This window comes from Stakelama pacifica (assembly GCF_004361835.1).
Taxonomy (GTDB): Bacteria; Pseudomonadota; Alphaproteobacteria; order Sphingomonadales; family Sphingomonadaceae; genus Sphingomonas; species Sphingomonas pacifica.
In genome coordinates this window covers 41,995-62,007 of record NZ_SNWD01000006.1, presented here as the reverse complement: position 1 = coordinate 62,007, position 20,013 = coordinate 41,995, and the positions used below count along the sequence as shown (strand labels likewise).

General features: G+C 62.1%; 16 protein-coding genes. 2 read left to right on the top strand and 14 right to left on the bottom strand.

The annotated features are described in order from the left end of the window. The first annotated feature begins 26 nt into the window (after positions 1-26). The gene (locus EV664_RS10315; protein WP_133495635.1) at positions 27-1,589 is read left to right on the top strand and encodes an alkaline phosphatase D family protein; all 1,563 of its coding nucleotides are present in this window, start codon (positions 27-29) and stop codon (positions 1,587-1,589) included. A gap of 634 nt (positions 1,590-2,223) precedes the next feature. Here EV664_RS10315 and lpdA read toward each other — a convergent pair. The 14 genes from lpdA to sdhC all read right to left on the bottom strand — a co-directional run bounded on the left by lpdA (position 2,224) and on the right by sdhC (position 18,475). Beyond that, positions 2,224-3,618, bottom strand: a complete 1,395-nt coding sequence (gene lpdA, locus EV664_RS10310; RefSeq protein ID WP_133495634.1) for a dihydrolipoyl dehydrogenase — start codon at positions 3,616-3,618, stop codon at positions 2,224-2,226. Positions 3,619-3,715: 97 nt separating this feature from the next. Beyond that, positions 3,716-3,988 carry a GIY-YIG nuclease family protein gene (locus EV664_RS10305; protein WP_268237664.1) on the bottom strand — a complete coding sequence of 91 codons (273 nt, stop codon included), beginning with the start codon at positions 3,986-3,988 and terminating at the stop codon, positions 3,716-3,718. 121 nt (positions 3,989-4,109) lie between these two features. Continuing rightward, positions 4,110-5,348 carry a 2-oxoglutarate dehydrogenase complex dihydrolipoyllysine-residue succinyltransferase gene (gene odhB / locus EV664_RS10300; RefSeq protein WP_133495632.1) on the bottom strand — a complete coding sequence of 413 codons (1,239 nt, stop codon included), beginning with the start codon at positions 5,346-5,348 and terminating at the stop codon, positions 4,110-4,112. An 84-nt stretch (positions 5,349-5,432) separates the two neighbouring features. Continuing rightward, complete coding sequence (locus EV664_RS10295) at positions 5,433-8,369, bottom strand: 2-oxoglutarate dehydrogenase E1 component (RefSeq protein ID WP_133495631.1); 2,937 nt, start codon at positions 8,367-8,369, stop codon at positions 5,433-5,435. 98 nt (positions 8,370-8,467) lie between these two features. Further along, positions 8,468-9,352 carry a succinate--CoA ligase subunit alpha gene (gene sucD, locus EV664_RS10290; RefSeq protein ID WP_133495630.1) on the bottom strand — a complete coding sequence of 295 codons (885 nt, stop codon included), beginning with the start codon at positions 9,350-9,352 and terminating at the stop codon, positions 8,468-8,470. 82 nt (positions 9,353-9,434) lie between these two features. Continuing rightward, positions 9,435-10,397: a malate dehydrogenase gene (gene mdh / locus EV664_RS10285; protein WP_133495629.1), complete on the bottom strand. Its 963-nt coding sequence runs from the start codon at positions 10,395-10,397 to the stop codon at positions 9,435-9,437. Between the two features lie 156 nt (positions 10,398-10,553). Continuing rightward, positions 10,554-12,446 carry a glycoside hydrolase family 2 protein gene (locus EV664_RS10280; protein WP_229668215.1) on the bottom strand — a complete coding sequence of 631 codons (1,893 nt, stop codon included), beginning with the start codon at positions 12,444-12,446 and terminating at the stop codon, positions 10,554-10,556. Positions 12,447-12,472: 26 nt separating this feature from the next. Beyond that, entirely contained in the window at positions 12,473-13,615 is a 1,143-nt protein-coding gene (zapE, locus tag EV664_RS10275; protein WP_133495628.1) for a cell division protein ZapE, read from the bottom strand. Then, positions 13,612-14,073, bottom strand: coding sequence for a PaaI family thioesterase (locus tag EV664_RS10270; protein ID WP_133495627.1), 462 nt, complete (start codon positions 14,071-14,073; stop codon positions 13,612-13,614). Before EV664_RS10270 ends, zapE begins: the two co-directional genes overlap by 4 nt. Positions 14,074-14,082: 9 nt before the next feature. Then, entirely contained in the window at positions 14,083-14,865 is a 783-nt protein-coding gene (locus EV664_RS10265) for a succinate dehydrogenase iron-sulfur subunit (protein WP_133495626.1), read from the bottom strand. Positions 14,866-14,981: 116 nt separating this feature from the next. Then, positions 14,982-15,569, bottom strand: a complete 588-nt coding sequence (locus tag EV664_RS10260; protein ID WP_133495625.1) for a ClpP family protease — start codon at positions 15,567-15,569, stop codon at positions 14,982-14,984. A gap of 302 nt (positions 15,570-15,871) precedes the next feature. Continuing rightward, complete coding sequence (gene sdhA, locus EV664_RS10255) at positions 15,872-17,674, bottom strand: succinate dehydrogenase flavoprotein subunit (RefSeq protein ID WP_133495624.1); 1,803 nt, start codon at positions 17,672-17,674, stop codon at positions 15,872-15,874. Beyond that, the gene (sdhD, locus tag EV664_RS10250) at positions 17,674-18,057 is read right to left on the bottom strand and encodes a succinate dehydrogenase, hydrophobic membrane anchor protein (protein WP_133495623.1); all 384 of its coding nucleotides are present in this window, start codon (positions 18,055-18,057) and stop codon (positions 17,674-17,676) included. Before sdhD ends, sdhA begins: the two co-directional genes overlap by 1 nt. Position 18,058: 1 nt before the next feature. Then, complete coding sequence (gene sdhC, locus EV664_RS10245; RefSeq protein WP_133495622.1) at positions 18,059-18,475, bottom strand: succinate dehydrogenase, cytochrome b556 subunit; 417 nt, start codon at positions 18,473-18,475, stop codon at positions 18,059-18,061. 178 nt (positions 18,476-18,653) lie between these two features. Here sdhC and EV664_RS10240 point away from each other — a divergent pair, with 178 nt between their 5' ends. Further along, the gene (locus tag EV664_RS10240; protein WP_133495723.1) at positions 18,654-19,997 is read left to right on the top strand and encodes a methyl-accepting chemotaxis protein; all 1,344 of its coding nucleotides are present in this window, start codon (positions 18,654-18,656) and stop codon (positions 19,995-19,997) included. The last annotated feature ends 16 nt before the right edge of the window (positions 19,998-20,013 follow it).

Here is a 20,013-nt window from a genome sequence, read left to right as displayed (position 1 = left end):
CAACATATCATGGCTAGCGGCCTGTCATGTCGATTCTCACCCCCACGCGCCGCGGCTTTGTCGGCGGCCTTATCGCCGCTCCTTTCCTTCTCCCCGCCGCAAGCCGCGCGCAGGTCGGTTTTGCCGATTATCCTTTCACGCTGGGCGTGGCGGCAGGCGATGCACTTTCCGACGGCTTCGTGATCTGGACGCGGCTTGCCCCCGACCCGATGGCGCCGCATGGCGGCATGCCAATGGCAGCAGTGCCGGTGGACTGGGAAGTCGCCGAAGACGACGGGTTCCGGAACGTCGTTGCGAAGGGCAGCGAAAAGGCATGGCCCGAACTCGCCCATTCCGTGCATGTCGAGGTCAGCGGCCTGAAACCCGGCCGCCCCTATTGGTATCGCTTCCGCTGTGCCGGAGAGCGCAGCTTTGCCGGCCGTGCGACGACGCTTCCTGCACCGGGCGCGAAGGTCGATCGCGTGCGCTTCGCCGCAGTCGGGTGCCAGCATTTCGAGGCAGGGCTGTACACCTGTTTCCGCCACGCGGCGGAGGATGCACCCGATTTCATGTTCCATTATGGCGATTATATTTACGAATATTCGCCGGGCTATGTGCTCGACGCGTTCGACCGGCCGATCGCGCCGGTGCGTCGCTATGCGACGCGTGAGCCGTTCTCGCTCGACGATTATCGCGTTCGGTACGCGCAAACGACGATGGATGCCGATCTTCAGGCCGCCCGCGCCGCCGCGCCCTGGTATTGCACCTATGACGATCATGAGGTGCAGAATAACTGGGCAGGGCAATGGGCGCAGGACGGTACGCCGCCGCAGGAGTTTCTGCTGCGTCGCCGTGCCGCGCTTCAGGCATGGTATGAACATATGCCGGTGCGCCGCGCCTCCTTCCCGGACGCCGAAGGCGCGGTGCATTTCCGCAAGCGGGTCGATTTCGGCGATCTGGTGCGGCTGCACATGCCCAATACCCGCCTGTACCGCAGCGATCAGCCCTGCGGCGACGGGTTCAAACCGATGTGTCCGGGCGCGCATGCCAAGGGGCAGCAGATGATCGACACGGCGCAGGAAGACTGGCTGGATCAGGGCTTCGCATCGAGCAACCAGCGCTGGCAGGGGCTGGCGCAACAGGTGATGATGGCACCGATCGACCGCCGCACCGCCGCCTACCCCGCGCCCGAACCCACCTATAATATGGATAGCTGGGCCGGCTATCCCGATCAGCGCGACCGGCTGTTCGCGATGTTCGGTCGCCACAAGGGCGGCAATGTCGTGGTGATCACCGGCGACGAGCATCAGAACTGGGCGATGGATTTGCAGCATCAAGGGCGCACGGTCGCCAGCGAGTTCGTTTCTACCTCGATGAGCAGCGGCGGCGACGGCCATGATGTGCGTCCGGGCAATGAGCAAATTATGCAGGACAACCCCTTCCTGCACTGGACCAACGACCGGCGCGGCTATGTGCTGTCCGAGATCACGCCCGAAGCATGGACCGGCCATTTCCGCGTCGTCGATTCGGTGCGTCAGCCGGGCGCCCCGATCCGCACCGCCGCACGATGGGCAGTCGAATCGGGCAGGCCGGGGCTGATCAGCGCTTGATTGGACGCGCGCGCGACAGTTTTCTACCGAGGCACTCACGCGCCAAGCGATCTCGCTGGGGCGGCGACGCTATCAAAAACCGGTATGCCGGGCCTGACCCGGCATCCAGAGCCGCATACGATCCCGGCTGAAACACTGAATGCCGCGTCGAGGCCGGCGTAACGGAAAATGGGCAGATCAGGCGCAGTTTCGCACCCGGTTTCGCGACTGACCCGAATCGGGCTGCTCCCGACCATCAGCAGCCGTCATTGCGAACCCGCACGGCGCGGTGAAGCAATCCGGAGCGCCTTGCGCAACAGGGCGTTGACTGGCTAACCGGGTGCGCGTCTCGACTTCGCTCGAAGCGAGCGGGAGAGATGGTACTAAGCTGCATGGATGGCGACCCATCCCCCGCCGTCATGCCAGCGCACGCTGGCATCTGCTGCAGGTTCGCAGCTCCGTTCTCCCCAAGCCCACTGAGACCACGCTTTCGCTGGGGTGACGACGGGTGGCGAGAATTGCAATATGCGTGTAGGTCCACATCACCGCAGCCTGGTATGCGCGGGCCGAATGCAAAAACGGCATGCCGGGATATCCCGACATGCCGTTTTGGAGTTTGAAACTGCCAGCCGCCCGGACCGGGCACCCCGCAAAATCAGATATGGATCGGCTTGCCCGTTACCGCCATCGCCGCTTCCTTGATCGCTTCGCTATGCGTGGGATGCGCGTGGCAGGTATAGGCGATATCTTCGCTGGTCGCGCCGAATTCCATCGCCTGCGTCGCCTGCGCGATCATCGTGCCGCCTACCGAAGCGATGCACCATACGCCCAGGACGCGGTCGGTCTTGGCATCGGCGATCACCTTCACAAAGCCGTCGGGCTCGTGATTGGTCTTGGCACGGCTATTGGCGAGCATCGGGAATTTGCCGACCTTCACCTCGCCCTTTTCCTTGGCCGCTTCTTCGGTCAGGCCGACACCGGCAATTTCGGGCCAGGTATAGACGACGCTCGGGATCAGCTCATGATTCACGATACCCGTCTGGCCGGCGATATTCTCGGCAACCGCAATGCCCTCATCCTCGGCCTTGTGCGCGAGCATCGGGCCGGGAACGACATCGCCGATCGCCCAGACGCCATCGACGCCGGTGCGGAAATCGTGATCGATCTCGATCTGGCCGCGCTCATTGGTTTTCAGGCCAGCCTTGTCGAGCGCAAGCCCGTCGGTATTCGGACGCCGCCCGATCGACACCAGCACGCAATCGGCTTCCATGGTTTCGGAATCGCCGCCCTTGGCGGGTTCGAGCGTCAACGTCGCCTTGTCGCCCTTCACCTCGACACCGGTCACCTTGGTGCCCAGCTTGAACTCGATCCCCTGCTTCTTGAAGATCTTGTTCGATTCCTTGCGGACCTCGCCGTCGAAGCCGGGCAGGATCTGATCGAGGAACTCGACACAGGTAACCTTCGCGCCCAGACGCCGCCATACACTGCCCAGCTCAAGGCCGATCACACCGCCGCCGATAACGACCATATGTTCGGGCACTTTCGCGAGTTCAAGCGCGCCGGTCGAATCGACGACGATCCTTTGGTCGATCTCGACACCGGGAAGCGGAGTTACGCTCGAACCGGTGGCGATGACGATATTCTTCGCGGTCACGGTCTCGTCGCCGACCTTCACCTTGTGCGCGTCCTCAAACGCAGCGCGGCCCTTCAGCCAGGTGACCTTGTTCTTCTTGAACAGATATTCGATGCCGCCGGTCAGCTGCTTGACCGCGTCCTTGCGCTGGCCATGCATCGCGTCGAGGTCGAGCTCAGGGGTAACCTTGACGCCCATCTTCGCCATCGCACCATTCGCTGCGGCATCGAAATATTCGGATGCGTGCAGCATCGCCTTGGACGGAATACAGCCGACATTGAGGCAGGTACCGCCCAGCGTTTCGCGGCTTTCGGCGCACGCGGTCTTCAGGCCCAGCTGCGCCGCACGGATCGCCGCGACATAACCGCCGGGACCGGCGCCGATTACCAGAACGTCATAGTCGTAATTGTCTGCCATCTCTCGCTCCATCGTACTCCTGCGCACGCAGGAGCCCAGGGTTTAGACGTGACGCGTTCGCGGCTCTGGACTCCTGCATTCGCAGGAGTACGGCACTTCAGAACAGTGTCGCGTACAGGTCCTTCCACTGCGGATTTTCAGCCTCGATAAGTTCGAGCTTCCAATCCCGTTTCCATTTCTTGATCTGCAATTCGCGGCGGCGCGCTTCCTGCAGATCGTCATGCGCTTCGAACCATACAAGCAGCGTGCACCCGTATTGCTTCGAAAACCCGTCGATCAGTCCGTTGCGATGCTGATGGACCCGAGCGGCCAGATCACTGGTGACGCCCAAATACAGCGTCCCGTTCCGCTTGTTCGCCATCAGATACACAAAGCCCGACTTCGTCTGTCTTCTCCATTTTCGTATTCCTGCAAAAGCAGGAATCCAGAGTCACAATTGAAGCGTACTGTTTGATGCCCTGGACTCCTGCTTTCGCAGGAGCACCAACCGCTCACAAATCGATCAGGATACGGGTCGGATCCTCGATCGCGTTCTTCAGCGCGACGAGGAAGGTCACAGCCTCACGACCATCGATCAGACGGTGATCATAGGTCAGCGCCAGATACATCATCGGACGCGCGACGATCTGACCATCGCGAACCACCGGGCGTTCCTCGATCCGGTGCAGGCCGAGCACCGCTGCCTGAGGCGGATTGACGATCGGCGTCGACATCAGCGAACCGAACACGCCGCCGTTCGAGATCGTGAAGGTACCGCCCTTCATCTCGTCCATCTTGAGATCGCCCGACTTGGCGCGCTTGCCGAAATCGCCGATCGTCTTTTCGATCGTCGCGACGCTCATCTGGTCGGCGCTGCGGATCACCGGCACCACCAGCCCCTGCGGCGCGGAAACCGCGACCGAAATGTCGGCATAATCGTGATAGACGATCTCATCGCCGTCGATCTGCGCATTGACCGCCGGAACGTCCTTCAGCGCCATGCACGCGGCCTTCACGAAGAAGCCCATAAAGCCAAGGCGAACGCCGTGCTTCTTTTCGAACAGGTCCTTATACTTCGCACGCGCTTCCATGACAGCAGTCATGTCGACATCGTTGAAGGTGGTGAGCAGCGCCGCTTCGTTCTGCGCGCTCTTCAGGCGCTTTGCGATGGTCTGACGCAGGCGCGTCATGCGCACGCGCTCTTCCTTGCGCTCGCCACCTGCCGGTGCAGCCGCCGGGGCGGGTGCCGGAGCAGGCGAAGGTGCAGGCGTGCTGCCGCCCTTATTCTCGGCCGCCGCCATCACATCTTCCTTGGTGATGCGGCCATCCTTGCCGGTTCCCTTGATATTCGACGGATCAACGCCGGTTTCGAGCACTGCGCGACGCACCGACGGCGACAGCGCAGCGGCCTCGACATCGCCGCCCGGCGCTTGCTGCCCGGCATTTTCGGGCTTCACCGCTGCGTCGGAAGATTTGGTTTCGGGCGGGGTAGGAGCGGCCTTCGCACCGCCTGCACCCGATTCGATCGATGCGATGACTGCGCCTACTTCTACCGTGTCGCCGACCTGCACGCTGTAGTCGCCCATGGTCCCGGCGACAGGCGAAGGCACCTCAACAGACACCTTGTCGGTTTCGAGGCTGGCGATCGGTTCGTCGGCCGCAACCGCATCTCCGGGCTTTTTCAGCCATTCGCCCAGCGTCGCTTCGGTGATCGATTCGCCCAGGGTGGGTACTTTGACTTCGGTTGCCATCTCTACCTCGTCCTTCCGGCGGAAGCCGGAATCCTTTAATTTGCAAAGCGGCCCCGGCCACATGCCGGGGCGACGGTTACTACCTTAACCCTGCCGCGTGCGGCGGATTTCGTCCTTGACGCTGTGCCCCAGCGCCTCTGCCACCAACGCGCCCTGTTCGGCCTGGTGCCGTTTCATCAGGCCGGTTGCGGGCGACGCCGCTGCGGCGCGACCTGCATAGGTGGCCCGTGCGGGCTTCACGCCAGCATCGGTCAGGCACTGTTCGATCAGCGGTTCGACAAAGAACCATGCGCCGTTGTTCTTTGGCTCTTCCTGACACCAGACGACCTCTTCCAGTGCGGGCATCTTTTTCAGCCGTTCGGTCAGCGGATCGCCCGGGAAGGGATAGATCTGCTCGATACGAACGATCTGGGTGTTCTTGTCACCCGCAGCATCGCGCGCTTCGATCAGGTCATAGGCGACCTTGCCCGTGCACAGCACAAGACGCTTGGTCTCGCCATCAGCAGGGGCCGACGGGTCGGACAGGATGCGCCGGAAATGGCTGTCGCCGAGGAAATCGTCCGCGTTCGACACCGCCATTTTGTGCCGAAGCAGCGACTTGGGCGTCATCAGGATCAGCGGCTTGCGGAAATTGCGGTGCATCTGCCGGCGAAGCAGATGGAAATAGTTCGCCGGCGTGGTGCAGTTCGCAACCTGCATATTGTCCTGCGCGCAAAGCTGCAGATAGCGTTCGAGCCGCGCCGAGCTATGCTCCGGCCCCTGCCCTTCATAGCCATGCGGAAGCAGCATCACGAGGCCGTTGGCGCGAAGCCATTTCGCCTCACCGCTCGCGATGAACTGATCGATCATGATCTGCGCGCCGTTCGCAAAGTCGCCGAACTGTGCTTCCCACAGGACCAGCGTTTTCGGATCGGCAAGCGCAAAGCCATATTCGAAGCCCAGCACGCCATATTCGGACAGCGGGCTGTCGAGCACCTCGAACCGGCCATGTTCGATCTGGTCGAGCGGCACATAGCCATGCCCGTCCTTCTGATCGACCCAGACAGCGTGCCGCTGGCTGAACGTCCCGCGACCCGAATCCTGACCCGACAGACGGACGCCATAGCCTTCCGACAGCAGCGATCCGAATGCCAGCGCTTCGCCGGTCGCCCAGTCGAACCCTTCGCCGGTTTCGAACATCTTGCGCTTGGCATCGATGATCCGGCGAAGCGTCTTGTGCATCTCCAGATCGTCGGGCGCGGTGGTCAGCGTGCGACCGAGCGAATCGAACAGCTTGCGATCCAGCCCGGAATCGACGCTGCGCCGTCCGCTTTCTGCATCGGCGGGAACCGACAGGCCCGACCAGCGACCGGCAAACCAGTCCGCCTTGTTCGGCTTATAGCTCTCGCCTGCTTCGAATTCGCCTTCGAGCAGATTGGTGAACTGCTCCACCTTCTCCTTGACGAAGTCGCCGTCGATCACGCCTTCCTCAGCGAGGCGCTTGCCATAGATTTCGCTGACCGGCGGGTGCTGCTTGATCGCCGAATACATGATCGGCTGCGTAAAGCTCGGCTCGTCGCCCTCATTATGGCCGAAGCGGCGATAGCACCACATGTCGATCACGATGTCGCGCTTGAAGCGCTGACGGAATTCCATCGCCATCTTGCAGACAAAGGTGACCGCTTCGGGATCGTCGCCGTTAACGTGGAAGATCGGCGCCTGAACGCCCTTCGCCACGTCCGAGGGATAGGGCGAGGAGCGCGCAAATTGCGGGCTCGTCGTGAAGCCGATCTGGTTGTTGATGACGAAATGGATGCAGCCGCCGGTATTGTATCCGCGAATGCCCGAAAAGCCGAGGCATTCCCACACGATACCCTGACCCGCAAAGGCCGCATCGCCATGGATCAGCACCGGCAGCACCTGCTCATGCGCCTCCAGATCGTCGCGATAGGTCTGGATCGCGCGTGCCTTGCCCAGCACGACCGGGTCGACCGCTTCAAGGTGCGAGGGATTGGCGACCAGCGACATATGCACGTTGATGCCGTCAAATTCGCGATCGGTGCTGGTGCCGAGATGGTATTTCACATCTCCCGAACCGCCGACATCTTCGGGGTTTGCCGAACCGCCCGAAAATTCGTGAAAGATCACGCGGAATGGCTTTGCCATCACATTGGCGAGGACGTTCAGACGGCCGCGATGCGCCATGCCGTACACGATTTCGCGTACGCCATATTGACCGCCATATTTGATCACCGCTTCAAGCGCGGGAATCATCGATTCGCCGCCGTCGAGGCCGAACCGCTTGGTCCCGACATATTTCTTGCCGAGGAATTTTTCCCACTGCTCGGCTTCGATCACCTTGCCGAGAATGGCCTTTTTGCCCGTCTCGGTAAATTCGATCGCCTTGTCCTTGCCCTCCATACGCTCCTGGAGGAAGCGGCGCTCCTCGACATCAGCGATGTGCATATATTCCAGGCCGACATTGCCGCAGTAATTGGCGCGCAGAATATTGACCAGTTCGCGCACCGTAGCGGTTTCAAGGCCGAGTGCGCCGCCCAGATAGACGGGCCTGTCGATCTCGCTATCGGGAAAGCCGTGATATTCGGTGCGAAGATCCTCGGGCATTTCGGACTGATGCGCGCCCAGCGGATCGAGATTGGCGGCAAGGTGACCGCGCACGCGATAGGTGCGGATCAGCATCATGGCGCGGATCGAATCGCCCGCCGCCTTTGCCACATCTTCGGTGCTTGCCGTTTTACCAGCGGCTACTTTCGCTTCGGGCTTGTCGGGTTTCGCAGGCTTGGGCGCTGCCTCCATCTGCGTCGGATCGAGCGCTGCGGTCAGCGAATCGGTATCCTTGGGCGGCCAGTTCGGGTTCGCCCAGCTTGGCCCGGAAACCGCGTTTTCCAGCCCGTCGAACCATTCGCGCCATCCCGCCTCGATCGAGGTCGGATCAGCCTTGTACTTGCGGTACAGGGTCTCGACGAAAGCGGGGCTCACCCCACCGGCGATTTCCGAAAAATCCAGGCCTTCATAACCCATGGCCTTCACTCCGTCGCTCCGGCGGAGGCCGGAGCCTTTATTGTAAGCAGCGCATCCCGGAACGGGCAGCGGCCCCGGCCTCCGCCGGGGCGACACGCTTAACCTTTAAGAACTTCGACCAGCGTTTCGCCGAGCAGCGAAGGCGAAGGCGAAACGCGGATACCCGCCGATTCCATCGCCGCGATCTTGTCGTCCGCGCCGCCCTGGCCGCCCGAAACGATCGCGCCGGCATGGCCCATACGGCGTCCCGGGGGTGCGGTGCGGCCCGCGATAAAGCCGACCATCGGCTTTTTGCGGCCCTTCTTCGCTTCGTCCTTCAGGAACTGCGCGGCTTCTTCCTCAGCGCTGCCGCCGATCTCACCGATCATGATGATCGATTCGGTCTTGTCATCGGCAAGGAACAGCTCAAGCACGTCGATAAAGTTGGTGCCGTTGACCGGATCGCCGCCGATACCGACCGCCGTGGTCTGGCCCAGACCTGCATTGGTCGTCTGAAACACCGCCTCATAGGTCAGCGTGCCCGAACGCGACACGACGCCGACCGAACCCTTCGAGAAGATCGAACCGGGCATAATGCCGATCTTGCATTCGCCGGGCGTCAGCACGCCGGGGCAGTTCGGGCCGATCAGGCGCGACTTCGAACCCGAAAGCGCGCGCTTTACCTTCACCATGTCGAGCACCGGAATGCCCTCGGTAATGCAAACGATCAGCGGGATTTCGGCATCGATCGCTTCAAGGATCGAATCGCCTGCGAAGGGCGGCGGAACATAGATGACGCTCGCATCGGCGCCGGTCTTTTCCTTCGCCTCTGCCACGGTGTCGAACACCGGCAGGTCGAGATGGGTGGTGCCGCCCTTGCCCGGCGTAACACCGCCGACCATCTGCGTGCCATATTCCAGCGCAGCTTTGGTGTGGAAGCTGCCGGTTTCACCGGTCATACCCTGGGTAATGACCTTGGTATTCTTATCGACGAGGATGCTCATTCGTGACCTTCTCCGTGGTGCCGGCGAACACCGGCATCGCGTGCCATGAAACGGCCCCGCAGAGTCGCGGGGCCGCGGCGAATTAATTCAGGCTGCCGTCAATGCCCTTACAGGCAGCGACCAGCTCCTTGACCGCGTCGACCGACGTCTGGAAGTTCGCAGCAGCGCCCTCATTCAGCTCAATCTCGACGACCTTTTCAACGCCGTTCGCGCCGATCACGATCGGAACGCCGACATACAGATTATCGACGCCATATTGGCCGGTCAGATGCGCCGCGCAGGGAAGCAGGCGCTTCTTGTCCTTCAGATAGCTCTCGGCCATCACGATGGCACTGGTCGCGGGCGCGTAGAAAGCGCTGCCGGTCTTCAGCAGCCCGACAATCTCGCCGCCGCCCGAACGGGTGCGCTGAACGATCGCGTCGATACGCTCCTGCGTCGACCAGCCCATCTTGATCAGGTCGGGGATCGGGATACCCGCAACGGTCGAATATTCGACGACGGGGACCATCGTGTCGCCATGACCACCCAGCACGAATGCCGTGACGTCTTCGACCGAAACGTCAAATTCCTCGGCGAGGAAGTGACGGAAGCGGCTCGAATCGAGCACGCCCGCCATACCGACGACCTTCTGGTGCGGCAGGCCGGAAAATTCGCGCAGCGCCCATACCATCGCGTCGAGCGGATTGGTGATGCAGATGACGAACGCGTCGGGCGCGTGCTTGGCGATGCCTTCGCCCACAGCCTTCATGACGTTGAGGTTGGTCTTGAGCAGATCGTCGCGGCTCATGCCGGGCTTGCGCGGAATGCCCGCGGTCACGATGCACACATCGGCGCCGGCGATTTCCTCATAGGAATTCGCGCCCTTCAGCTTCGCGTCGAACCCTTCGGGCGGGCCGGCCTGCGCCAGATCGAGCGCCTTGCCCTGCGGAACACCTTCGGCAATGTCGAACAGAACGATGTCGCCAAGTTCTTTCATCGCGGCGAGATGCGCGAGCGTGCCGCCGATCATGCCGGAACCGATCATAGCGATCTTCTTACGGGCCATTGGGATCTCCTCAACCATGTCACGGGACTCGGACGAACCCGCGATTGAAACGCACGCGACTTAGGCGCTTAAAAGCGCGGGGGCAACCGGTAACGCCCAAAGGTTAACGTCTTTCTTTGCACATGGTTCGCAAGTGCAATAAGCTGGCGCACGGCTCTACTCCACCGGGTCGGGCGGCGCCTCGGCCCAGCGGCGATATTGGTCTGCCAGAACGCTAAACGCCTGTTTGCGCTGTCCGGTTTCCGATTCCAGCCCTTTGCGGTTCCATCCTTGCTGATATACCGGGTGCTGGCGGCGCGGGGAGCGGAAGTCCTTCAATATCCAGGGCGACATTCCGCGCAGATGCGGCACCTTCTCAGCCATTTTCAGGGTCTGGCGATAATATTCCGCCTGAAACTCTTCGGAAAATTTATGGGTGCCCGCCGGATCGTGATAGCCCGCTTTCGCCCCTGCCCCCAGTTCGGAAAAGATCAGCGGCTTGTCATAAGCGGACGTCCATCGGAGGGCGGGCAGATCGGCAAGCCGGTCGTCGCTGTACCAGCCATTATAGGCGTTCACCGCCATCACATCGAGCGCGGGAATCAGCGGATCGTCGATCACCACCGTATCGGCACCGCCGCGCTTTTCCCGATGCGACAGCAGGGCCGCAGTGACGAGTCGCGTATCGTCGAGCCGCCGGACATCGCCCGCCAGCGTGCGCAGGAAATGATTGCGGGCGTCGCTCACCGGCGTTTCATTGCCGACGCTCCACAGGATGATGGCGGCGCGGTTGCGATCGCGCCGGATATTCTCGGCCAGCATCGTGCGTGCATCGGCCAGCGTGGCGGGGTTATCGAACGCGACGCGCCAATAGACCGGAATTTCGCTCCATACGAGCAGGCCAAGCCGGTCCGCCATGCGCGTCATGACTTCGGAATGCGGATAATGCGCCAGCCGGACGAAATTTCCGTTGAGCCCCTCTTTCGCCTCGGTGAGCAGCGCGCGGGCGGCGGCAGGCGTGATCGCACGGGTCGGATCAGCGCCGAACTCCTCTTCATGAATGCTGATCCCGCGCAGGAAGATCGGCTTGCCGTTGAGCAGAATCCGGTCACCATCGACCGCGACAGTGCGAAAGCCGATGCGGTCGGTCAGCCGGTCTTCGCCCGCAGCAACGGTCACATCGTACAGGCGCGGGCGCTCGGGCGACCAGCGCTCGAGATTGGCGGGCACCGGGGCGCTTGCCTCCCAATGGCCGCTCGCATCGCTTCGCGCTGAGAGCGGCACGCTCAGCCCGGCGATCGTCACCTTCACTGCCATGCCCGCAGCCTGCGCGCCCTCCAGCCTGCCGCTCGCATGAATGTTCCCGTCGCGCTCCAGCCGCACCCATGCATCGTCGATAAAGGTCGCAGGAACCGCGATCAGGCGAATTTCGCGGGTAATGCCGCCATAGGTCTCCCAGTCGGTGACAGGCGGCGGCACGTCCGCATCGCTTCGCTGCGAATCGACTCCGACGGTGATCTGATTATCGCCATCGCGCAGCCGGTCGGTCACGTCGAAGGTGAACGGCGTGAACCCGCCGCGATGCTCGCCCACCTTCGCGCCGTTCACATAGACATAGGCGGCATAATTCGCCGCACCGAAGCGCAGCAGATACCGCTTGCCAGGCTGCTTCGCGGTATCGAAATGGCGCTGATACCAGACCAGCCCCTGATAGTGGCGAAGCTCAGGCGCCTCAGTGAGCCAGGAGGAGGGCAAGGTCACCACCGGCCCGCGCGCCAGATCCTGCTCGAACAGCGCGCCGCCGTCGTTGCGCTCGGTCGCGGCAATGTCGAGATCGGCATAGCGCCTGCTGGAAAGGCCGGGATCGCCGCCATGAAAACCCGCCAGCCCGTCACGATAGGGGTCGATCCCCCTATGCCACGGCCCCGACAGGTCCTGCCCGGCGCGCATATCCGCCGCGACAAGCGTGATTGGGGGAGTCCCGTCCCGGGCGGCAGGAACCACCTCCTGCGCCTGCGCTGCGCACAGCGCCATGCTGCCTGCAATCAGGCCGGCAACCACCTTCCACATCCATCCCTCCTGTTTTGGGATAGAGGCTAGGCAGTCGTCCCCGGCGCGTCCAGCGTTTCGCCCTCGCCATGCCCCTTGGCGAGATATTCGTCGGAGCGCATCTCGTTGAGGCGGCTCACGGTACGTTCGAATTCGAACCGCCCGTCGCCTTCATCATAAAGATGTTCGGGCACGGCATCGGCTGCGGCGAGCAGCTTTACCTTATGCTCGTACAGCGCATCGATCAGCGTCACGAAGCGCGCCGCTTCGTTGCGATTTTCGGGGCCGAGCTTGGGAATGCCGACCAGTACGACGGTATGGAATCGCCGCGCAATGGCGAGATAATCGGACGATCCGCGCGCTTCGCCGCACAGCCGTTTGAAGCTGAATACCGCAACGCCCTTCAGGCATTTGGGCACGTGCAGCTCGCGCGTGCCGCCCACCGGCAATTCACAGGTCGGGACATGCGCACGATCCTCGACCGGATAGTCGGTTAGGCGAAAGAACGCATCGGACAGTTCCGCCGTCGCTTCCGGACCGTTGGGCACCAGCCAGGTATCCATGCTGCCCAGCCGGTCGAGCCGATAATCGACCGGTCCGTTGAGCGACAGCACGTCGAGCCGTTCCTGCAACAGATCGATGAACGGCAGGAAGAGCGAGCGGTTCAGTCCGTTTTTATACAGATCGGAGGGCGGCCGGTTCGATGTTGTCACCACGGTCAGACCGTGCGTCATCATCCGCGTGAACAGGCGCGAGAGCACCGCCGCATCGGCGGTATTGTTGATGACCATCTCGTCAAAGGCGAGCAGGCGCGCTTCGCCGACCATCGCATCGGCGACCGGCACGATCGGGTCGCCCGCTTCCTTCTTGCGTTCCTCGGCGAGGCGTTCGTGCACCTCCAGCATGAATTCGTGGAAGTGCACGCGGCGTTTGCGGCGAATGTCGAGATTGTCGAAGAACAAATCCATCAGCATGGATTTGCCGCGTCCGACCCCGCCCCACATATACAGGCCGCGCGCAGGTTCAGGCGCCTTGCCCAGCACTTTCCAGAGCAGGCTGCCGCGCTTCGGCACGGCTTCCAGCTCCTGCGCGAGTCTGTCGAGCCGCTCCGCCACCGCCGCCTGCTCGGCATCGGGCTTCAGCTCGCCCGCTTCGACCAGCTGCGAATAGCGTTTGAGGACAGTGCTCATCGCGGCGACAGCTTGCGCAGCGTGCCGGAAAAATTGCCGATCGTCGTCGAATCCTGCACCACCAGCCCGCGCAGGAACAGCATCCGCCCCGTTTCGCGCAGCAATTCGACATGCGCCTCGACCGGGGAGGCAACCGAACCCGCGGCGAGAAACTGCACCGACACGTCGAGCGTCACGCCCGCCCCTGCGGTCAACACCTCGAATCCGCGCGATGCAGCGAACATCGCCACATCGACAAAGCCGAGCAGCACACCTCCGTGCAGATTGTTCGAAACATTGGAATGGCAGTGCTGCGGCACCATCCGCACGCGCGCGACATCGCCCTCCATCCGAACCGACAGCGGCCCGAGAAAGTCGTTATAGCGCCCCGCCTCGCCCAGTTCCCAACGCTTCCAGCCCGGAAGGTCGGGATCATCTTCATAGACGAAATGCGGCGCCGTGCTGCTGTCGGCTACCATGGGATCGAATCAGATCGCGCGTTCGACGATCATCTTCTTGGTCTCGGCAATCGCCTTGGCCGGGTTCAGCCCCTTGGGGCAGACGTTCGCACAGTTCATGATCGTGTGGCAGCGATAGAGGCGGAAGGGATCTTCCAGCTCGTCGAGGCGCTCACCGGTCATCTCGTCGCGGCTGTCGGCCAGCCAGCGATAGGCCTGAAGCAGGATCGCAGGGCCAAGGAAGCGATCCGAATTCCACCAGTAACTGGGGCACGAGGTCGAGCAGCAGGCGCACAAAATACACTCGTACAGGCCGTCGAGCTGATCGCGCTGTTCGGGCGACTGCAGCCGCTCCTTGCCTGCGGGCGGCGGCGTCACGGTCTTCAGCCAAGGCTGAATCGAAGCATATTGCGCATAGAAATGGGTGAAATCAGGGACAAGATCCTTGATCACGTCCATATGCGGCAGCGGCGTGATGCGAATCTCGCCCTTAATGTCTTCCATCGCCGTGGTGCAGGCGAGGCCGTTCTTGCCGTCGAGGTTCATCGCGCAGGATCCGCAAATGCCTTCACGGCACGACCGGCGGAAGGTCAGCGTCGAATCCTGCTCCGACTTGATCTTGATCAGCGCGTCAAGAACCATCGGCCCGCAATCGTCCAGATCGATGGCATAGGTGTCGTAGCGCGGATTTTCACCCGAATCGGGATCGTAGCGATAGATTTTGAACTTCTTCACCCGGCTCGCTCCCTCAGGAGCGGGGTGCGCCTTGCCCTTTTTGACAACACTATTCTTCGGCAGGGTGAATTCGGCCATTATCCATTCCGGTCTTTGATCAGAGTCCCGAGATGGGCTTCCCCGCATCCGCGGTCAACCCGATGCGGCTCGATAGCTCAGCATCGCGCATACCGCAAATGCGAACATTCGGGGAATCAGATAACGTCGAGGACAAGTTTCAGGTCGCGCGCTTCTTCCGCCTCGATATACCAGTTTTCCGGCGCGCGTTCGCGTACCGTTTCGAACGATATATCCGACCCGCGCACCAGATCGGTGAATCCCTCTTCCTCGATTCGAATCGAATGTTCGATTTCATGGAGGCTGGCTTTCAGCGAGGCGACACAGCTTCGCAAGGGGCCCGACAGATTGATCGTTTTGGTGATCAGCCGTTCATGGATCATGATCCGCGTCCCGCGCGTCAGAAACCGCTTGTCGACCGGGAACGCCGCCATGAAGGTCGCCCCCGCCGAATAGACCGCGACCTTTCCCAGAAACAGGATTTCGCGCTCCGAATAATCGCGCATCAGGCGAATTTCATCGCCCATCAGCCGCGCAACCTCCGGATCGCCGCCCAGCGTCGAGATAGCGACGACGATCGCGCCTTCGTCCGGCGCATTGCTCAGCTGCTCACGAAACGACTGATACATCGCCTGATCCACCGTGCCCGACAAATGGACATGCGGATGCGCGAGCAACGGGTAGCGGCTGGCGCGATTGTCGGAATCGGTGGAGAGTTGGTTCATAAAGCGCGCAACCGTCCGCACGCTCCTTAAGTTCCTCCCAACGGCACCTTATCCCAAGCTGCGTTGATGTGGACCTATCGGCGTATTGCGATCCTGGCCACCTGCCGTCACCCCAGCGAAAGCTGGCGTCCTCGGAGGACTTGGGAAAAACGGAGCCGCGCAGCTGCAGCAGATGCCAGATTGCGCTGGCATGACGGCGCGGGATCGGTCGCCATCCCTGCAGCTTGGTATAAGATGCCCGAGCAAAAAAGGCGGAGCGCCATGCCCCGCCTTTTCTTTTGCCTGAATGCCTTACGCGCGGATCAATAAACCCGCTTCTTCGGCTTGATATAGTCGATCTCGTCGGTGAGCGTATAATCGTGCACCGGGCGATACCCGATCTCGGTAGCGCCACCCTTGCCGCCCCAGCCGTCGAACGTCGCGACGGTGTGCTTCATCCAGTTGGCGTCGTCGCGCTCGGGGAAATCCTCATGCATATGCGCGCCGCGGCTTTCCTTGCGGTTGGCCGCCGAACGGATCGTGACCAGCGCCTGACTAATCAGATTGTCGAGTTCGAGCGTCTCGATAAGGTCGGTGTTCCAGATCAGCGACCGGTCGCTGACATGAATATCCTCCATCCGCGCATAGACCTTGTCCATATGCTCGATGCCTTCTTCCATCAGCTCCTGCGTGCGGAACACGGCGCAGTGGCGCTGCATCGTCTTCTGCATATCGGTGCGGATGGCGGCGGTCGGCGAACCGCCTTTGGCGTTGCGGAAATGGTCGAGGCGCGTCAGCGACATCTCTTCCGAACCCTTGGGCAGCGGATCATGCGCCTTGCCGGGCTTCAGCGTTTCCTTCAGGCGAATGCCCGTTGCACGGCCGAACACGACAAGGTCGATCAGCGAGTTGGAGCCGAGACGGTTGGCACCATGTACCGAAACGCATGCTGCTTCACCGACCGCGAACAGGCCGGGCACGACGCTTTCGGGATCGCCGTCCTTCAACCGCACGACTTCGCCGTGATAATTGGTCGGGATGCCGCCCATATTGTAATGCACGGTCGGAACCACCGGCAGCGCCTGACGCGTCAGGTCGACGCCCGCGAAAATCTTTCCCGTCTCAGTGATGCCGGGCAGGCGCTGCGCCAGCACCTTGGGATCGATATGGTCGAGGTGAAGGTAGATATGGTCCTTCTCCTTGCCCACGCCGCGGCCTTCGCGGATTTCCATCGCCATTGACCGCGACACGACGTCGCGGCTGGCAAGGTCCTTTGCGGAGGGGGCATAGCGTTCCATGAACCGCTCCCCCTCGGAATTGGTGAGATAGCCGCCTTCGCCGCGCGCGCCTTCGGTGATCAGCACGCCCGCGCCGTAAATGCCGGTCGGGTGGAACTGGACGAATTCCATGTCCTGCAGCTGCAGCCCGGCGCGAAGCACCATGCCGCCGCCGTCACCGGTGCAGGTATGCGCGCTGGTCGCCGACTGGAACGTACGGCCATAGCCGCCGGTCGCCAGTACGACCGAGTGCGCGCGGAAGCGGTGGATCGATCCGTCGTCCATGCACATCGCGATCACGCCGCGGCACACGCCGTTTTCCATGATCAGATCGAGCGCGAAATATTCGATGAAGAAATCCGCGTCATATTTCAGCGACTGCTGATACAGCGCGTGCAGCATTGCATGGCCGGTACGATCGGCCGCGGCGCAGGTGCGCTGCACCGGCGGGCCTTCGCCCATATTCTGCATATGGCCGCCGAACGGGCGCTGATAGATAGTGCCGTTATCGTTGCGGCTGAACGGTACGCCGGCATGTTCCAGCTCGTACACCGCCTGCGGCGCTTCGCGGCACAGATATTCGATTGCGTCCTGATCGCCCAGCCAGTCCGACCCCTTTACGGTGTCGTACATGTGCCAGGACCAGTGGTCGGGCGTGTTGTTGCCAAGGCTCGCCGCGATGCCGCCCTGCGCTGCAACCGTATGGCTGCGCGTCGGGAACACCTTGGTGATGCAGGCGGTCTTGAGCCCCGCCTCTGCAATGCCCATCGTCGCGCGAAGGCCCGAACCGCCCGCACCGACAACGACGGCGTCATAGGTGTGGTCGATGATCTTATACGCTTCAGCCATTATGCGGACGCTCCGAAAGCGATCTTGAGAATCGAGAAGATGGCGATGCCTGCGCCCAGCACGACAAAGGCGTTGAGCAGCACGAGGAACACGAACTGTTTTTCATCGTGCAGATAGTCTTCGATCAGCACCTGAAGGCCGAGGCGCGCATGATAAAAAACGCTGGCGACGAGCAATGCCATCGGGATCGCCACCCATGCCGATGCCATCCAGTCATGCACCAGCCCATATTCCAGACCGGGCAGTCGTGCGAGCGACACGAAGAACCAGACCATCAGGACCAGATTCGATCCGGCGGTCAGCCGCTGGTGCCACCAGTGATGGGCGCCCTCGCGCGCGGAGCCCAGTCCGCGCACCCGCCCCAGTTCGGTTCCGTTGCCCATATTATTTGCCCCAGATCTGATAGGCCCAGAAGGCCAGCGTCGCGAGGACCGAAAACACCATGGTCAGCGTCGCGAACATCTTGTTCGTCTTCAGCTCATATCCCGCGCCGGTATCGAGCACCAGATGGCGGATACCGCTCGCCATATGCTGGAAGAAGCAGAGCGTTAGCCCGACCCCGACAATATAGCCGATGATGTTCAGCGCGCCGCCCTTCACCGTGAAGACATCCATAAAGGCCGCATAGCTTTCCGGGCCGCCGGCCAGCGCAGCGAGCCACCATACGACCAGAACCGTTCCGACCAGCGCCATTCCGTCGCCGGTAATGCGGTGCAGAATCGAAACGAGCATGTGCGTGCCCCATTTCCAGACCCCGAGATGCGGAGAAAGCGGGCGCGATTTCGGTGATGCGGTTGCCAAGACGATGGGCTCCTTTCAGGATGCGCTACTTAAAGACCATGGCCCACGATGCAAGCGCCGTCCGCACGCCCCTGACTAACCGGGCGTTAACCGCTTTGCCATAGATACGGTTCGCGAGCGCCAAAACCACGTCTAACAAGGACTTTCATCGGTGAATGCAATCCATAGCGGCAAGGATATGCCTGCGATCGGCGAACTTGCGCGCCCAATCGATCTTTCCGCGCGGATGCGGATCTTCGACCTCGACGGAACCCTGACCGAACGCGCGCGCGAAGCCTGGACGATCATCGAACCCGATTCCCGTGAAATATCGGCCGCTTACTGGCATCAATGGCAGCGCTGTTTTCCTGACGCGCCCCGCTGGAGCCCGCATGAAACCGAAAAGATGATCGATCTCGGCTGCACCTTCCTTGCCGATCGCTTTCTCAACACGACAGGACGCGCCTGGGTCGAATCGATCGAACGCTCGGTTGCGTCGGCCTATGCTGCGGATGTCGAACCGATGGCGCTGCTGTCGATGATCAGCGCCAGCGATCGGGTGGCGCTCGATTCGCTGATCCGACGGATCGAGCGCGACGATTCGCGACTGCCCGAGCTGATCGACACGCTGATGCGATTGTCGGCGCTGGAAAGCGACATTACCGTCGATATTTATGCCGGTTATCGTGCGCACAGTGCACAGGCGTCACGCGACCGCCTGGCGCGGGAGTTTCAGGAGCGGATCACCGAAACGCTCGAACGCGCTACCCGCGAAGGCAGCTCGCTGCGCAGTCAGGCAGGGCAGACATCCGCCTCGGCCCGCGGCATGCTGGGCAAGGCAAGCGAAGTCGCGGCGGCGGCCGAGCAATCCGCCGTGGCGATGCGCGAAGCGGCGCAGACCGCCGCCGGCCTGATCCGTGCGATCGAGGATGCACGAACCGAAGTGGAGGGCGCTGCTGAAATCGCCAATCGCGCCTCGGAACAGGCGGGCAAGGCAGTGGGCATGTCCGAAACGCTTTCCGATCATGCCAAATCGATCGAATCGATTCTGGGCCTGATCCGCGACATTGCCGGGCAGACCAATCTGCTCGCGCTCAACGCAACGATCGAGGCAGCGCGCGCGGGCGATGCCGGGCGCGGCTTCGCCGTGGTCGCGCAGGAAGTGAAGAGCCTCGCCAGCCAGACCGCGCGCGCGACCGACGAAATTGCCGCAAAGATCGCGTCGATTCAGGCCGCGACTCATTCGACCGTCGAAACCAACGCATCGATTCAGACGACGGTGATCGAGGTTCAGGACTCCGCATCGCGCATCCGCTTTGCCATGGAGGCTCAGGCGAACACCGTCACTGCCATTACCGCCGCAGTGGACGAAACCGCGCTTGCAGCCGACTCGATGTCGAATACGATCGCCGCCATCCGTGAAGACACGGAAGGGGTGGCGAGCGAGATCGACAGCGTCGGTCAGGGCTTCGCCGCGCTTGACAGGGAACTGGGCGAACTGCGCACAAGCGCGGGCGAGTTCGCGATGAAGGTCGCGGTATAACGTGGATGCCGGCACG

Bases quoted from the DNA above. Each gene is read 5' to 3' on its own strand.
- sdhD (WP_133495623.1), bottom strand. From the start codon at position 18,057: ATGGGCAACGGAACCGAACTGGGGCGGGTGCGCGGACTGGGCTCCGCG.
- EV664_RS10280 (WP_229668215.1), bottom strand. From the start codon at position 12,446: ATGTGGAAGGTGGTTGCCGGCCTGATTGCAGGCAGCATGGCGCTGTGC.
- zapE (WP_133495628.1), bottom strand. From the start codon at position 13,615: ATGAGCACTGTCCTCAAACGCTATTCGCAGCTGGTCGAAGCGGGCGAG.
- EV664_RS10295 (WP_133495631.1), bottom strand. From the start codon at position 8,369: ATGGGTTATGAAGGCCTGGATTTTTCGGAAATCGCCGGTGGGGTGAGC.
- EV664_RS10270 (WP_133495627.1), bottom strand. From the start codon at position 14,073: ATGGTAGCCGACAGCAGCACGGCGCCGCATTTCGTCTATGAAGATGAT.
- EV664_RS10260 (WP_133495625.1), bottom strand. From the start codon at position 15,569: ATGAACCAACTCTCCACCGATTCCGACAATCGCGCCAGCCGCTACCCG.
- odhB (WP_133495632.1), bottom strand. From the start codon at position 5,348: ATGGCAACCGAAGTCAAAGTACCCACCCTGGGCGAATCGATCACCGAA.
- EV664_RS10240 (WP_133495723.1), top strand. From the start codon at position 18,654: ATGCCTGCGATCGGCGAACTTGCGCGCCCAATCGATCTTTCCGCGCGG.
- mdh (WP_133495629.1), bottom strand. From the start codon at position 10,397: ATGGCCCGTAAGAAGATCGCTATGATCGGTTCCGGCATGATCGGCGGC.
- lpdA (WP_133495634.1), bottom strand. From the start codon at position 3,618: ATGGCAGACAATTACGACTATGACGTTCTGGTAATCGGCGCCGGTCCC.
- EV664_RS10265 (WP_133495626.1), bottom strand. From the start codon at position 14,865: ATGGCCGAATTCACCCTGCCGAAGAATAGTGTTGTCAAAAAGGGCAAG.
- sdhA (WP_133495624.1), bottom strand. From the start codon at position 17,674: ATGGCTGAAGCGTATAAGATCATCGACCACACCTATGACGCCGTCGTT.
- EV664_RS10315 (WP_133495635.1), top strand. From the start codon at position 27: ATGTCGATTCTCACCCCCACGCGCCGCGGCTTTGTCGGCGGCCTTATC.
- sucD (WP_133495630.1), bottom strand. From the start codon at position 9,352: ATGAGCATCCTCGTCGATAAGAATACCAAGGTCATTACCCAGGGTATG.